Genomic DNA, 14,242 nt, shown 5'->3' with positions numbered 1-14,242 from the left:
AGATGCACAAAAGTCGAGCAGCTGATCCGCCGGCCCGCCGGCCGCACGTCAGCGTCGGGCCTGTGCACCGGCCGCGGGGGCTTCAGCCGTCGCGCGGGTCGACGAGACCGGAGCCCTCGGGCGCGTGGGCGGGGTCGGTGCCGCGTTCGACGATACGGTTGTCGCCGTCGACGAACACGACACGCGGCTCGTGCGTCGCGACCTCGTCGGGACCGAACATTCCGTACGCGATGAGGATGACGGTGTCCCCCACCCCGACGAGGTGAGCGGCGGCACCGTTGATGCCGATGCGCCCCTCACCCGCAGGGCCGGCGATGACGTAGGTAGTGAGTCGGTGGCCGTTGTCGACGTCGACGATGTCGATCTGCTCGCCCTCGACGAGGTCGGCGGCCTCCATGAGGTCGGACGAGATGGTGCACGAGCCGACGTAGTGCAGGTCGGCGTGCGTGACGGTCGCGCGGTGAATCTTGGCTCGCATCAGGGTGCGCAGCATGAGGGCCTCCTCCTCGAAAACGGCCTCAAGCGTACGTCCACGAGGCGTCGTCCCCCAGGAAGCGGAGGACCGCCACCCGGCGGCAGGCGATCACCGACGTCTCGGCAGGTCACCCCAGAGGCGGAGGCCTACGGACTCGCACGTCGCGTGGCGGCGTGATGGGATCGAGCCATGCCTCGACTCGGTGACCTCTCCGCCCTGGCCGGCCGCCCGTTCGCGGCCGTGCTGTTCGACAACGACGGCACGCTCGTCGACTCGACGCCCGCCGTCATCCGCTCATGGGTGGCGTGGGCGCGCGAGTACGACATCGACCCGCACCTGCTCGGCCAGCATCACGGGGTGCCGGCGTCGGGCATCATCGCGCAGATCGCGCCGCATCTGAGCCCCGGCGAGGCGGAGGTCGCGCTGGCCCGCATCACGGCGATGGAACTCGCAGACACGGACGGGGTCGTCGCGCTGCCCGGAGCTGTCGACGCGGTCGCGGCGCTGCTGCCCCGTCGGTGTGCGGTCGTGACGTCGGCGACGCATGAACTTGGGTTGGCGCGCCTGCAGGCCGCGGGCATCCCGCTCCCGGACGTGGTCGTGACGTTCGACGACGTCGAGCACGGCAAGCCGCACCCCGACCCGTTCCTCGTGGCTGCCGAGCGTCTCGGGGTCGCCGCCGAAGAATGCCTTGTCGTCGAGGACGCACCAAGCGGTCTGCGCGCGGCGAAGGCCGCAGGATGCGCGACGCTCGCGCTGACGTCGACGACGAACGTCGCCAACCTCGACGCGACAACGGACGCCGACGCAATCGTCGATTCCCTTGCTGCTGTTCGCTTTTCAGTGACGAACTCTACGGTGCAGATCGCGACACCTTGACCCTGCGGGGCGGCGCGGCACCGCACCCCCGCGGGCTCCTGTCGAGGCAGTACAGCCTGAATACACGCGGCGGAAACTCCCAAGCTCGGGCCCCGGAGGCCCGCGGGGTCGCGGGTCGGCTGCCAAACTCCCAAGCTCGGGCCTCTGAGGCCAGCGGTCACGTGACGAGCCCTCCCCGCCTGTCATTCGATGTTCATGTTCACTGCACCGGCAAGGTGCTCCACACGACGGAACAGACCGGGCCGGCGGCGTAGCGTTGAGGTCATGAGCGATCGCGTTGTTCTCATCGGTGCCGGTGACGTCGGGGTGGCGTACGCGTACGCCCTCGTCAACCAGGGTCTCGTCCACGAGTTGTCCATCATCGACATCAACACTCAGAAGGTGACGGGCGAGGTGATGGACCTCAACCACGGCGTCGTGTGGGCGCCGTCGCCGACGCGCGTGACGGTGGGGTCATACGACGACTGCGCCGACGCCGACCTCGTCGTCATCACCGCGGGTGCGGCGCAGCGCCCGGGTGAGACGCGGCTCGACCTCGTCGGGCGCAACGTCGAGATCTTCCGCTCGATCGTCGGCTCCGTGATGGATACGGGTTTCGACGGCATCTTCCTCGTCGCCAGCAACCCGGTCGACGTGATGGCCTACGCCACCTGGAAGTTGAGCGGTCTGCCGTCCGAGCGTGTCATCGGTTCGGGCACGACGCTCGACTCGGCGCGCCTGCGTTTCATGCTCGGCGAGCTGTACGACGTCGCACCGTCGAGCGTGCACGCGTCGATCATCGGTGAGCATGGCGACACCGAGGTGGCCGCACTGTCGTCCGCGAACGTCGCGGGCGCGCCGCTGTCACGCGACCTCGAGAGCGTGCCGGGGCGCCGTGAGGAGATCGAGCGTGTCTTCACCGACACGCGTGAGGCGGCCTACCGCATCATCGACGCGAAGGGTTCGACGTCGTACGGCATCGGCATGGCCCTCGCGCGCATCACCCGCGCCATCCTGCGCGACGAGTACACCGCACTGCCGGTCTCGACGAAGCTGCACGGCACGTACGGCATCGACGACCTGTTCATCGGTGTGCCCACGGTGCTGGGGCGCAGCGGAGTCAAGAGCGTCGTCGAACTCGACCTGAACGACGCCGAACGCGACGCCCTCGCCCACTCCGCCAAGGTACTCAGCGGCGTCGTCGACTCGACGGGGCTACGCGACTGAACGCTCCGAGACGACGACAGACGACGAAAGGGGTTGGGGAGGTTTGCGCGTCTGAGCGCACGAACCTCCACAACCCCTTCGCCGGTGGGAGGGCTCGTCAGGCGGACGGGTGCGTCATGTCGGCGGGCACGACCCAGCGGTCGAAGTCCTCGCCCGTGACGTCACCGGACGCGAGCGCCGCTTCGCGCAGCGTCGTGCCCTCCTTGTGCGCCTTTTTCGCGATGGCGGCGGCCTTGTCGTAGCCGATGTGACGGTTGAGCGCCGTCACGACCATGAGGTTCGAGGCGAGGTTGGCGTCGATGCGCTCCCGGTTCGGCTCGATGCCACGTGCGCAGTGCGCGGTGAACGAACGGCACGCATCCGAGATGAGGCGGATGCTCTCCAGCACGGCGTGCGCCATGACGGGCTTGAACACGTTGAGCTGGAAGTTGCCCTGCGAGCCGGCGAAACCGACCGTCGCGTCGTTGCCGAACACGCGGGTGGCGACCATCGTCATCGCCTCGCACTGCGTCGGGTTGACCTTGCCCGGCATGATCGAGCTGCCCGGCTCGTTCTCCGGGATGACGAGTTCGCCGATGCCGTTGCGCGGCCCGGACGCGAGCCAACGCACGTCGTTCGCGATCTTCATGAGCGCCCCGCCGAGCAGCCTGAGCGACGAGCTGACGGCGACGAGCTCGTCGTGCGCCGACAGCGACGCGAACAGGTTGTCGGCCTGGTGGAAGCTCTCGCCCGTGATCTCGGAGATCTTCTGCGCGGCGAGCATGCCGAAGTCGGGGTGCGCGTTGAGCCCCGTACCGACGGCGGTGCCACCGATCGCGAGCGCCCGCGTCGCCTGCTCGGCCTGACGCACCTGCGACAGCGCGAAGTCGAGCTGCGCGACCCAGCCGCCGATCTCCTGACCGAGACGGATCGGCGTCGCGTCCTGCAGGTGGGTGCGCCCGACGCAGATGACGTCGTCGAACTCCTTCGCCTTGGCGTCGAGCACGTCACGCAGCTCGGTGACGGCCGGATAGAGGCGCTCGACGAGGTCGAGGACGACGGCGATGTGCATCGCCGTCGGGAACGTGTCGTTCGACGACTGACCGCGGTTGACGTGATCGTTGGGGTGAACGGGCTTCTTCGAGCCGCGCTCTCCGCCGGCGAGTTCGATCGCGCGGTTGGAGATGACCTCGTTGGCGTTCATGTTCGACTGCGTGCCCGAGCCTGTCTGGAACACGACGAGCGGGAACTGATCGTTCAGCTTGCCGTCGATGACGTCGTCCGCGGCCCTCTCGATGAGCTCCGCGACGTCCTTCGGGAGCTGCTCGAGATCGGCGTTCGCCTGCGCGGCGGCCTTCTTGAGGATGCCGAGTGCCCGCACCATGACGGGCCCCCACACGAACGTGTCACGGCCGATGTCGAAGTTCTCGATGCTGCGCTGCGTCTGCGCGCCCCAGTAGGCGTTCTCGTCGACCTCGATCTGACCCATGCTGTCGGTTTCGATGCGCTTGACCATGCCTCCAGCTTAGGCACGCCTCACCACGATCGCGAACGCCCGGAGGGGTGCGCGGCGAGGCCACCCTCGTCGTCAGCGCCCAGCCGTAACCCTCTGCGTCCAGATGCACCCGGGCGCACTTGGACGCAGGTGGGCGGGAGGTCACAACCAGTCGTTGTGGCGGAAGATCGCGTAGAGCCCGCCCGACAACGCGACGATGACGACGACGCTCATGACGAGCCCCGAATGCGCCTGGAAACCGGGGTAGGGCACGTTCTGGCCGAACCAGCCCGTCACGGCCGTCGGCACCGAGATGATCGCGGCCCACGCGGCGAGTTTCTTCATGATCGTGTTGAGCCGCGCGTCCTGCAGCGACAGGTTCGTCTCGAAGACGGTGCTCACCATGTCACGCAGCGACTCGGTCCACTCCGAGGCACGCAGCACGTGGTCGTACAGGTCGTCGTACCAGGCGTCGAGCGGCCCGCCCGTGCGCCCGCGGTGACGCATGAGCGCGTTGACGACCTCACGCATCGGCAGGACGGCGCGGCGCAGCGCGACGAGATCCTTGCGGATCGCGTACGTCGTGCGGACGAACTCGCTGCCGGTGCGCCGCTCCGCGAACAACGTCTCCTCGAGGCCTTCGAGAGCGTCGTCGAGCGACTGGATTGTGTCGAAATGGCCGTCGACGACGTAGTCGAGCAACCCGTGCACGAGCGCGCCGCTGCCCTGCGTCATGAGTGAGGCGGAATCATCCCAGCGCTTCACGACCTCACCCATGTCGAACGCTTCGCAATGCGGCGACCTGACCCTGATCGTGATGAGCGCCCGCGGCAGCACGATGCCGCTGATGCGCGTGACGCTGAGGTGGCTGCCCCCGTCAGCGTGCTCGGCGAGGGTGTCGGTCGCGAGCTGCGTGGCGTACACGGTGAAGAACAGATGGTCGGCGTGAGCCGTCACCTTGGCGCGCTCGTGCGGAGCGAGAGCATCCTCGACCACAGTCCCGCTCACGCCCAACCGCAGGACGAGCTGACGCAGTTGCTCCGGCGACGGGTCGAGCAGGTCGACCCAGACGAGGTTCTCCTCGTCGCGCATCGCGTCGGCGAGCGCACCCGCCTCGATGGAGCGCGCCTTCGCCTCTTTCCTGCGCCACACCCGCGCGTCAGCGATATCGAGACCCTCGATCATGACGGCTCACCGGCGCGCGGGGGGTTCGAGCGAAGCGGAGCAGGACGAATCATGAGCGCATTGTGACGCATCGCCCCGACAAGACGCTGTGGATCGCGCCGACAGGACGCTGGGATCGTCGCGGCCCGGTTCACGGGGCGGAAGCACCCACGGACCATCGCGCTACTCGCTTCGTCGTTCGTCGCGGCCCGCTCACGGGTCGCAGGCCCTAGGCTGACGGCATGTCCTTCACGGAGTACTTCAGCCCTGACCGTTTCGACTCCCCCGCCACCGAGGACGACCTCACGCACGCCGAGGAGAAGCTCGGCGTTACCTTTCCCGACGACCTGCGCGCCTTCTGGCTGACGACGGCGACGTACAACGGCAACGTCCACATGGCCGACGGCACCGACGGGCCCTACCTGCGCGTGCTGCACCCGAGTTCGGTGACCAAGACCGGCGACATCGTCGTCTTCGGCCGCGGCGAGGACTGGGACTTCGGCGTCGTCCCCGGTCACCCGACGCGCTGGGTCGACGTCGAGCGCGACAGCGGCGAGGAGCTCAGCGAGCTCGGCGCCACGTTCGTCGGCTTCCTCGAGTCGCTGCGCAACGAGCACGCCGAGCAGGACGACCTGTTCGCCTGAGCGCGGCGATCAGGGCGCTATGACGCGCCCACGCTGACCAGGACAACCGGGCATCAGGCGTGATGACGGCGCCGGGCGCGGCGCGTGGTGCGTCATCACGACGCATCGGCGAGGCGCTGCTCCGTCGTCACTGCGCCTCGAACCACTCGGTCCACGAGCGCCCGCGGTCCTCGGAATGGCGGGCATCTCGACACCGGCGAACCTCCAGTGCCACCGCGCCGGCACACCCGTCAGAGCGTCTCGACGAGCCGGATGCGCTGCAGCACGACGGGCGTCGCATCGTCGACGACGAGGTCGGGGTCGCCGAGCTCGGCCCGCATCGCGTCGGAGGCCCAGAAGCGTTCGTGCGCCCCGCGCCATTCGTCGACGCTGCGGAACCCCTCCCCCTCGTCGACGGCGTGCTCGAGGTCAACCTCTCCCAGCGGGACGACGCGCACCTCGACTGTCTCGGTGACGCCGACGGGCATCCCCGCCGACGAGATGAGCACCTCGCGCTCACCGACCCGCGGCAGTTCATCGTCCGCTGAATACGCGGCTGCCAGGGATGATGTCGCCGTCTTGGCACCGCGAAGGATCGGCGCGAGCAGCGCGTCCCGCTGCGGGCCCGCGAACCCGTACAGACCGGGTCGGGCACCGGGCCACTGCGCGTCGATCGCGATCTGACGAAGCCTCTCCACGTAGCTCTCCCAGGAGAACTCGTCGCTCCACGGCAGGTTGGGGTTCGCCTCACGCATGCCGACGCGTCCGTCGAGCAGTTCGCGCAGGACGTCGACCTGCCCCGCGTGGCGGGCCACCTCCACACTCAGGTGGACGAGTACGCGGTGCAGGGTGACGTCGGGCTGCGGCCACCACGGCACGTGGCCGGCGGCGTCGAGGTCGAGGCTCGCGATCGTCTCGTCGGCGTGTGCGACGGCCCGGCGGTAGAGGCGCACGACGCTCTCCACGGTCTCGTCGGACGTCGCCCACAGGTCGGCGTTGGGCTCGGCGTCCTGCCCCATCCACGGCAGCTCCTCGCCGGGGCGGTCGAAGACATGCCCGAGGTAGCCGTACTCCATCGCTGCGAGGTGCTTGACGATGCCGAGCAGGTTCGACCCCGTCGACGTCATCGGCCAGCGCAGCTGCCACTCGTCGAGGCCCTCGAGCTTCCACAGGATCGCCGAACGCAGCGAGTCGAGGTACGTCTTCAGCGTGGCCTTGTCGTCCATTCGACCAGGGTAGGTGGCGGCGGTGACAATGGAGCGCATGCCCACCTCGACTCCCACGACGTCGTTCACCGCAGCGCAGAGCCACGCCCTCATCCGCTCGGTGTTCGGCATCTTTCTCGTCAACGGCCTGATGATCGGGGCCTGGGGCGGTTCGCTGCCCGGCCTCCGTGAACGCCTGCACACCGACGCGTCGGGGATCGGGCTCGTCCTCCTGCTGGCCGGGGGCTCCGCGATCGTGGCCATGCAGGTGAGCGGCCGCGTTTCCGACCGGTTCACACCGCGCCTGCCGTCACTCGTCGGCGGAGTCGGCCTCGCCATCGGGTTGCTGGTGGTCGCGTTCGCCCCGAACTACCCCACCCTCGTGGTCGGCGGCGTGATGATCGGCGCGTGCAACGGTGTCATGGACGTCGCGATGAATGCCCTCGGCGTCGACGCCGAGCGGGCCTCCGGTACGGCGATCATGAGCCGGTTCCATGCGTTCTTCTCGCTCGGAGGTTTCCTCGGCGCCCTGCTCGTCATGGGCTCGGCGAAACTGCAGGGCGGCGACGGGGCTGATCCGAGGTGGGCCCTCGTCGCGGCAGCGATCTTTGCCGGGGCGGGGCTCACCGCACTGTTCGCTCTGACGCCGCAGGCACCGCATGTCGAGGACAGCACGGACGACGCCGCGCCGATCAGCCCCAGGAGCGGCGACGCACCGCCGCGACCCGGCATCCCGCCGCAGGCGTGGCTGCTCGGCGTCATGGCCTTGTTCTTCGGGTTCACGGAGGGCACCGCGATCGACTGGGCCTCGATCCACGTCACGGACGTCGCGCACGTCGACCCGGGGGTCGGCGCGGCCGGTCTCGTCTGCGTGTCCGCGACGATGGTCGTCATCCGGCTGCTCGGCGACTCACTCGTGGCACGATTCGGGCGCGCCGCCGTCGTGCGCTTCGGCGCGCCCGTCGCGGTGGCCGGGTTCGGCGTCGTCATCACCACGTCGTCGCTGCCGCTCATCCTCGTCGGCTGGCTGCTCGTCGGGTTGGGTGTCGGCATGATCGCCCCGCAGATCTACGCCATCGCCGGCCACATCGGCGGCGGCCGCGTGCTCGCCATCGTCACCGCTTTCGGCTATACCGCGTTTCTCGCCGGGCCCGGCATCATCGGCTTCCTCAGCAACCACTTCGGCATCCAGCGCGCGATGATCCTGCCGTTCGTCGCGGGCCTGCTGTTGACGGGGCTGACGTTCACCGCGGCGTTGCGCGACCCACAGGAGAGCTGACGCCTCGTCCCCGCCGGGTCAGTCGAGCGCCTGCCCCCGACGTTCGGGCAGCGCGAGAGCGGCGAGCGTCGCGACCGCGAAGGCTGCGGCGATGACACCGAACGTCCAGCCCTCGCCGTGATGGGTGAACACCCAAGGCACGACGAGCGGCGCCACGATCGAGGCGATGCGCCCGAACGCCGTCGCGCCGCCGGCGCCGCCCGCGCGCATGAGCGTCGGGTAGATCTCGGGCGTGATGGCGTACAGCGCACCCCACGCGCCGAGGTTGAAGAAGCTGAGTGCGCACCCGGCGGCCATGATCGCCGTCTCCGACGAGGCCTGACCGAACAGCAGCGCCGACACCGTCGAACCTGCGAGGAAGATCGCGAGCGTCGGTCGACGCCCGATCTTCTCCACGCACACCGCAGCCACCGCGTATCCGGGCAACTGTGCGATCGTGATGACGAGGGTGAAACCGAACGACTTCGCCACCGGAAAGCCGTTCGCGACGAGGAATGTCGGGATCCACAAGAAGGCCCCGTAATAGGCGAAGTTGACGCCGAACCACGTCGCCCATAGAGCGGCCGTCCGCGTTCGATACGGCGCGGAGAACGGGCTCGCGAGCTGTGACGTTCTGGTCGTCTCGACGTCGACGGTGGTTCCCTGCGCGCCCGCGTGGGTGTCGGCAGCGTCGTCGAGGTGCGCGCCGCCGCTGCGCTGCGCCGGACCCGCCGCGGCCTCGAACGAGCGCACGATGCGTTCGGCGTCGTCGTCGCGGCCGACCTTCTCGAGGAAGCGCACCGACTCGGGCAACCCGCGGCGCACGTGAATTGCGTAGAGAGCGGGCACGAGCCCGAGCGCCATCGCCCAGCGCCACCCGTTGTCGTGCGGCACGATCGTGAATCCGATGACGGCCGCGAGCAGCCACCCGAGCGCCCAGAACGACTCGAGGGCGACGACCATCCGTCCACGCAGGCGCTTCGGGGCGAATTCGCTCACCAGGGTCGAGGCCACCGGGAGTTCCGCGCCGAGGCCGAGCCCGACGACGAAGCGCAGGGCGCACAGGACGAGGAAGCTCGGTGCGAGCGCCGACAGACCCGTCGCGAGGCCGTAGACGACGAGTGTGCCCGCGAACACGGTGCGGCGCCCGATGCGGTCGGCCAGGGCGCCGCCGACACCGGCGCCGATCGCCATGCCGACGAAGCCGATCGAGGCGAGCACCGACAGGTCGCCGGTCGTCAGCCCCCACTCCTTCTTGACCGCCACCATGAGAAAGCTGATGAGCCCGACGTCCATCGCGTCGAGCGCCCAGCCGACGCCCGAACCGACGAGCATCGAGCGATGACGCGCCGTGAACGGCAACCGATCGAGCCGCTCGGTTCGACTCGCGGGAGCCGAGAGTGGGGTGGGACGGACCGTCATGGCGCCGCTCTTTTCGTCACATGGGAAAGAAAGGAATGACGTTCACCCTAACGCCTTTGTGTCATGACGATGAATAAAACGTCACGCCGACTTTCGGCGGGGCACGAACGCGAGCAGCGCAACGGCTGCGACGACGGTGAGGCAGCACAGCGTCGCGTAGGTCGTGGCGCCGGCGACGAAGCCTGCGCCGATGCCGCGCCCGCTCCGGCAAGCGAGACGAGGACGTCGCACGTGCCCTGCGTGCAGGCGCGGGTGGCGCTGGAGGTGGCGTCGACGAGCATCGTCGTGCCGGCCAGCAATCCAGCGTTCCAACCCAACCCCAGCAGCACGAGCGCCGCGATCATCACATCCCCTTGGCCGCCGCCCTCCCCGGTGAACTCCCCCTGCTGCGTGGTTGGTGCTGGCCTCGTTGGATTCGCGGGTGGGTCTGGCGGTCGAGGATGTGGCGCTGAAGGCGCAACTGTGCCCCACCCCTGGTGAGGTGTCGGGGTGGACGCGACGGCAGGTGCTGCGTCATCTGGCGCACCTGCAGACGCACGGGTTGGCGCAGGTCTCGGCGAACGGCGAGTGGACGCGCCCCCAGACCCTGCCGACGCTCGAGGCGGCGTCTGTCGGGCAGCAGGTGGTGCGTGACCGAATCTCGTTGGAACGACAGGTCTTTCGTGAGCGTGCGTCGGCGTGGGTGCTCGCGCGTCGCGCGTCGGTCGCTGCGTGTCATGAGCGCGCGCAGCGCTGGTGGGCGGGTCTGGATGCGGGTGAGCGGGCGTTGCGGGTGCAGCGGCTGAGTGGGGAGTTTTCGCGTCTGAGTGTGTGGCGTCAGCAGCAGCGTAAGCGTGTGTGGGAGGAACGTAACCTGCGCCGTGGTGTCGACCCCGCACAGCCGCACGCAGCATGGCTCGAGGCGCAGGACCGCCGGGAGTTCGAGCGGCGCTGCGAGGAGCGACGGGTGTGGTTCGCGAATCTGGCTGAGCCCCTGCGTCAGGCGTACGCGTCGAGCTGGGATGAACACCGCCGCCGCTACGGCTACGCCACTTCGGTGGACGCTAGTTCTGAGCTTCGCTGAGCCAGCCTCAATGACCCAGTGTGGCGAGCCGTCCGAATTGTGCGGCGCCTTCGCGACCATCCGGCGATGCCTGGAGATCGCCCCGCCGACGGGTTAGGCCTACGAGGCCAACAAATGACCAGCGCACACCCAGCCCGAAGGGCCAGGGTTATCCGTATCCTCTCGCACGAGGATGTCGCTGGCTCGCGCATAGCCGGTCGATCAACGTCCCCGGTCAGTACATCTAGACGGTTCCGAAATAGTACGCCTGGCACGACTTCGGAACCCCGCTTACGAGCGTAGACATGTCTTCAACGCGTGTCGATCCACCACCCGGGATGGGTCGAGGTAGGCATTTCCACCCCCCGTTGATCCTGCCTTGATTGTCGCGGCACACGACGCCGAAGCGCGCACCCCTGAGGGTTTTGAGGTGGAGTTTTTTGCCCCAAAGCCGATTGTGACCGAACCGGTGTCGCCGCGCCCGTCTGGACGGCGCGACATGGATAGCAGGACAAGCTGCGCCGCTCAGTCTTCCTTCGCGCTGCCAGGGAACCAATCCTCACAGGACTGAACGATATGGTCCGGCACAGAATCGAATTCTCGAGGATTCAGCTGCATCACATATTCGTTCTCGATGTGGTACGACTCATTCACGAACTTCCTGAACGCCGCGTCAGCAGAAGTTGAGGCCTGAGTCTCCGAAGCAATTCTGAAGATCTGTACTTTTTCGTAGCCGACGCTCGTTGCATCGAACTTCTTTCGAAGTACCTGAGGGTCTCTCAGTTCCTCCAGTAGCGCGTCGTAATCAAATTCTGGAATATATTCGCGAATCCGGCTTATAGCCGCCTCCTTCACCTTGCCGTCAAGTGCCACGAACTCCCCTCGATCACCCTTAATACTCGGCTCGCTTCGGACGTGAAGGAGACTCGAGATAACGTCGTACTCGGCACCCTTGTCGCCATGCACCTCAAACAGGCGACGAAGGTAGATACATTTGACGATGGGATCGGCGGACGACACGATATTGGCATTGCACACTTGCGAGAACGTCATGATGTCCTCCGCATTTATGGACTTTTCTTCCACATGGCCGTCACGGCTCTGAAGAAAGAACACCGCCGGCTGCGCGGCCGCGAACTGACCGGAGGTCGCCGTTCTAATTACGTCAATTGCAGGTTCAATGTCATGCGTTAGAAGTAGTGTCGTCGAATCGCGCAGGCTGCTCTTTCCATGAAACAGCTTGTGCAGGATTGCGAACTTCTTGGTTTTGTCGAAACTCGATACTGGATCGTCCAGGACGACCAAGTCGGGGTTATTTCTTCGCACATGATGCATAAAGAGCACGAGGGCGAACGCGTTCCGTTCACCAAAACTCAGATGGCTCCCTGCCGCCTCCAAGTGACCTGGTGCGTCATCATGCTCCAAGATCATGCGGTAGGAGTCGCCGCGATCTTCGATTCGAACACTGTACTTGTAACCCGCCGATTGGAGATATTCGTTGATCTCGTCTTGATTCTGCTTGATGGACTTTGCAATTTGCCTCTTTTGAATTCCTACCCGCCTCTTGATCTCCGCAATCTGCTGAGCGACCTGGTCCAACTCCTCATTGAAATCGGCGACAATTTTTTGAGTTCCCACGGAGTTGAGCGCATCAAGGAGCTTTAGATCGATCTTCAATCGTCCAATGGCTTGCGAGACATCACTCTCGTCGCGAAGAGACACGAATGACAGGTTCTTGAGCGCAGTAAACTTGAGAAGGATTGTCTCAACTTGGCCGCGCAGATTCGCGAGGAACTGTTCCTGCTCCGGCGAAATTCCGGAAATACTTCGCGTAATTTCAAGCAACTGCTCGAGACGCTCGGGGACAAAGAACTGCGATAGCCCGTCGATTGCAGAACGCAAAGCGCTCAAATTCTTGACTGAGGACGACTCATACTTGTCGGAAAGGTCTCTAGCAACGCCCTTATCCATGCTGCTGGTCGAGCAGAAGGGGCAGTTCTCAGATTGCTCCAAGTATGCTTTGCCTTTCGACTGCCAGGTCAGCCAGCCTGCGGGGTCCTTACCCTGAAGAAATTTTTCGAACCCTTTGAGGTTCGCCGGGACGTCTGCCAGCCGGCCCCCGACGTTGAGAGCCTTGTAGCCCTTGCTTGTCTTCGCGATCGCGCCGGATTTGGTCAGCGCAAATGCGTCGCGCAGTGATGTGAAGCTGGCAATCACATCATCCAACTCTTCGTTTTCTGTAAATATTCGAGTCAGGCTCTCAAAGATCTTGTCTAGTTCCTTGAGGCCCTGTTCATACTCGGGGGTCTTGATGAAGATTTCGAAGCTGTTTTTCACAACCTCGTCGGGCTGGAAAACAAACTGCGCCACGTAGTTCTCATCGAAAACAAGCACCGTCTTTATGTCGTCGGCCCCCGCCACGGAAGGCTCTACAGTTTGCTTGGCGCCACGGTATTTAAAGGGGGTGAGTTCGTGCAGCGCGTCTGATCCCTCAGAATTGAGGAGCAGCGCATGCGCGATAGTGCTTTTGCCCACGCCGTTCGGCCCGTACTTTATATTCAACGACTCGCGCTTAATGACGATTTTCGCGTGAACGATGCTGTTGCAGTTCTCAATCGATATGTTGTAGTCATTTCCGCTCGTGGCGTCTGCTACGACGCCACGATTGAGCTCAACGTTATTTGCCATGGTTTGGTTAGCTCCGACCTGCCTACATGCAGAGCGCCAGGCTGACCGCCTAGCACCCTCCGGCCAACACAAAGGCGAGGTCGCCTCTGTGCACGGTACAAGTACCGCAGGACAAAGCTACCGCTCAGGACCCGGTCCACGCGGGCGCGAACTTGCTAGGCCAACTGATGGTCGCACGCCAGCAGTCGCCGTCCCGAGGTAGAGAGCCGGCGTAGGGGGAGGGGACGCCAGGCGCGCGCGGTCGACCAGGTCGCCGTCTAGTTCGGACTACTTGCTCCGTGGGCGAAAGGCTTGAACCGTGTCCGGATAACCTGTAGTTCGGCGACGGCACCGATGAGTTGGCTGAAGCGCCCTGGGTTTGGTTCCGACTCATCTGAAGGAGAATCGGACCATGCCCAAGAAGTACGACCAGCAGTTGCGTGAGCATGCCGTGCGGATGGTGCTCGACAAGCGCGCCGCGGAGGGATGCTCGCAGCGGGTCGCGATGGACGCTGTCGGAGCGTCGCTCGGCATCGCGCCGGCGACGATCCGTAACTGGATGCCCCGCCCTGGCGAACTCCCCGCCGCTACGGCTGGCGCGACAGCGCCGCGTGAGTCCCTTGAGGAAGAGAACCGGCGCCTTCGCCGCGAACTCGCAGAAACACGGCGCGCGAACGAAATCCTGAAGAAAACTGGCTCTTCACAGATGAGGGTGTAGTTGAGGTCTGAATCCGCCGGACTCGAGCAGGGATCTGGCGATGTAGTTGGTCAGGTTGCGGAAGCCCAGGGCCGAGCCGCGCAGGTGCTCCAGGCGTCCGTTGATCGCC

The 14,242-nt window shown here is 66.0% G+C and carries 13 protein-coding genes; 6 read left to right on the top strand and 7 right to left on the bottom strand.

Annotated features, from left to right (window positions below; genetic code table 11):
• Window positions 1-82: 82 nt before the first annotated feature.
• Window positions 83-493: an aspartate 1-decarboxylase gene (gene panD, locus J4Z35_RS08895; RefSeq protein WP_006947480.1), complete on the bottom strand. Its 411-nt coding sequence runs from the start codon at window positions 491-493 to the stop codon at window positions 83-85.
• A 171-nt stretch (window positions 494-664) separates the two neighbouring features.
• Here panD and J4Z35_RS08890 point away from each other — a divergent pair, with 171 nt between their 5' ends.
• A complete protein-coding gene (locus tag J4Z35_RS08890) occupies window positions 665-1,354 on the top strand; it encodes an HAD-IA family hydrolase (protein WP_006947431.1) in 690 nt (229 codons plus the stop codon).
• A 264-nt stretch (window positions 1,355-1,618) separates the two neighbouring features.
• Window positions 1,619-2,560 (top strand): L-lactate dehydrogenase, encoded by a 942-nt coding sequence (locus J4Z35_RS08885; RefSeq protein WP_006947407.1) that lies wholly within the window; start codon window positions 1,619-1,621, stop codon window positions 2,558-2,560.
• A gap of 97 nt (window positions 2,561-2,657) precedes the next feature.
• Here the strand turns inward: J4Z35_RS08885 and fumC are convergent, their stop codons facing one another.
• Both fumC and J4Z35_RS08875 read right to left on the bottom strand, forming a co-directional pair.
• A complete protein-coding gene (fumC, locus tag J4Z35_RS08880) occupies window positions 2,658-4,055 on the bottom strand; it encodes a class II fumarate hydratase (RefSeq protein ID WP_062255828.1) in 1,398 nt (465 codons plus the stop codon).
• Between the two features lie 141 nt (window positions 4,056-4,196).
• Window positions 4,197-5,219, bottom strand: a complete 1,023-nt coding sequence (locus tag J4Z35_RS08875; protein WP_208065526.1) for a magnesium transporter CorA family protein — start codon at window positions 5,217-5,219, stop codon at window positions 4,197-4,199.
• A 221-nt stretch (window positions 5,220-5,440) separates the two neighbouring features.
• On the opposite strand from J4Z35_RS08875, the gene J4Z35_RS08870 reads away from it, so the two are divergent.
• Window positions 5,441-5,842, top strand: coding sequence for an SMI1/KNR4 family protein (locus J4Z35_RS08870; protein WP_074040379.1), 402 nt, complete (start codon window positions 5,441-5,443; stop codon window positions 5,840-5,842).
• Window positions 5,843-6,072: 230 nt separating this feature from the next.
• Here J4Z35_RS08870 and J4Z35_RS08865 read toward each other — a convergent pair whose 3' ends face one another.
• The gene (locus J4Z35_RS08865) at window positions 6,073-7,047 is read right to left on the bottom strand and encodes a DUF664 domain-containing protein (RefSeq protein ID WP_243754981.1); all 975 of its coding nucleotides are present in this window, start codon (window positions 7,045-7,047) and stop codon (window positions 6,073-6,075) included.
• Window positions 7,048-7,084: 37 nt separating this feature from the next.
• Between J4Z35_RS08865 and J4Z35_RS08860 the strand changes: the two genes are divergently transcribed.
• Window positions 7,085-8,305 carry an MFS transporter gene (locus tag J4Z35_RS08860; protein WP_231729349.1) on the top strand — a complete coding sequence of 407 codons (1,221 nt, stop codon included), beginning with the start codon at window positions 7,085-7,087 and terminating at the stop codon, window positions 8,303-8,305.
• 18 nt (window positions 8,306-8,323) lie between these two features.
• Here the strand turns inward: J4Z35_RS08860 and J4Z35_RS08855 are convergent, their stop codons facing one another.
• The gene (locus tag J4Z35_RS08855; RefSeq protein WP_208065524.1) at window positions 8,324-9,706 is read right to left on the bottom strand and encodes an MFS transporter; all 1,383 of its coding nucleotides are present in this window, start codon (window positions 9,704-9,706) and stop codon (window positions 8,324-8,326) included.
• Between the two features lie 81 nt (window positions 9,707-9,787).
• A complete protein-coding gene (locus J4Z35_RS08850) occupies window positions 9,788-9,937 on the bottom strand; it encodes a hypothetical protein (protein ID WP_156444873.1) in 150 nt (49 codons plus the stop codon).
• 190 nt (window positions 9,938-10,127) lie between these two features.
• On the opposite strand from J4Z35_RS08850, the gene J4Z35_RS08845 reads away from it, so the two are divergent.
• Complete coding sequence (locus J4Z35_RS08845; RefSeq protein ID WP_208065523.1) at window positions 10,128-10,769, top strand: hypothetical protein; 642 nt, start codon at window positions 10,128-10,130, stop codon at window positions 10,767-10,769.
• A 504-nt stretch (window positions 10,770-11,273) separates the two neighbouring features.
• Here the strand turns inward: J4Z35_RS08845 and J4Z35_RS08840 are convergent.
• Window positions 11,274-13,436, bottom strand: a complete 2,163-nt coding sequence (locus J4Z35_RS08840) for an AAA family ATPase (RefSeq protein ID WP_074041332.1) — start codon at window positions 13,434-13,436, stop codon at window positions 11,274-11,276.
• A 391-nt stretch (window positions 13,437-13,827) separates the two neighbouring features.
• On the opposite strand from J4Z35_RS08840, the gene J4Z35_RS08835 reads away from it, so the two are divergent.
• A complete protein-coding gene (locus tag J4Z35_RS08835) occupies window positions 13,828-14,133 on the top strand; it encodes a hypothetical protein (RefSeq protein WP_074041330.1) in 306 nt (101 codons plus the stop codon).
• The last annotated feature ends 109 nt before the right edge of the window (window positions 14,134-14,242 follow it).

The organism is Dermacoccus sp. NHGro5 (genome assembly GCF_017565385.1).
GTDB lineage: Bacteria > Actinomycetota > Actinomycetes > Actinomycetales > Dermatophilaceae > Dermacoccus > Dermacoccus nishinomiyaensis.
Note: the sequence above shows the minus strand (reverse complement) of the source record. Positions and strands in the feature narration are given on the sequence as shown.

Coding starts and splice junctions, on each gene's coding strand:
- J4Z35_RS08835 (WP_074041330.1), top strand. CDS start 13,828: ATGCCCAAGAAGTACGACCAGCAGTTGCGTGAGCATGCCGTGCGGATG.
- J4Z35_RS08840 (WP_074041332.1), bottom strand. CDS start 13,436: ATGGCAAATAACGTTGAGCTCAATCGTGGCGTCGTAGCAGACGCCACG.
- J4Z35_RS08865 (WP_243754981.1), bottom strand. CDS start 7,047: ATGGACGACAAGGCCACGCTGAAGACGTACCTCGACTCGCTGCGTTCG.
- J4Z35_RS08890 (WP_006947431.1), top strand. CDS start 665: ATGCCTCGACTCGGTGACCTCTCCGCCCTGGCCGGCCGCCCGTTCGCG.
- J4Z35_RS08860 (WP_231729349.1), top strand. CDS start 7,085: ATGCCCACCTCGACTCCCACGACGTCGTTCACCGCAGCGCAGAGCCAC.
- panD (WP_006947480.1), bottom strand. CDS start 493: ATGCTGCGCACCCTGATGCGAGCCAAGATTCACCGCGCGACCGTCACG.
- J4Z35_RS08875 (WP_208065526.1), bottom strand. CDS start 5,219: ATGATCGAGGGTCTCGATATCGCTGACGCGCGGGTGTGGCGCAGGAAA.
- J4Z35_RS08870 (WP_074040379.1), top strand. CDS start 5,441: ATGTCCTTCACGGAGTACTTCAGCCCTGACCGTTTCGACTCCCCCGCC.
- J4Z35_RS08855 (WP_208065524.1), bottom strand. CDS start 9,706: ATGACGGTCCGTCCCACCCCACTCTCGGCTCCCGCGAGTCGAACCGAG.
- fumC (WP_062255828.1), bottom strand. CDS start 4,055: ATGGTCAAGCGCATCGAAACCGACAGCATGGGTCAGATCGAGGTCGAC.
- J4Z35_RS08885 (WP_006947407.1), top strand. CDS start 1,619: ATGAGCGATCGCGTTGTTCTCATCGGTGCCGGTGACGTCGGGGTGGCG.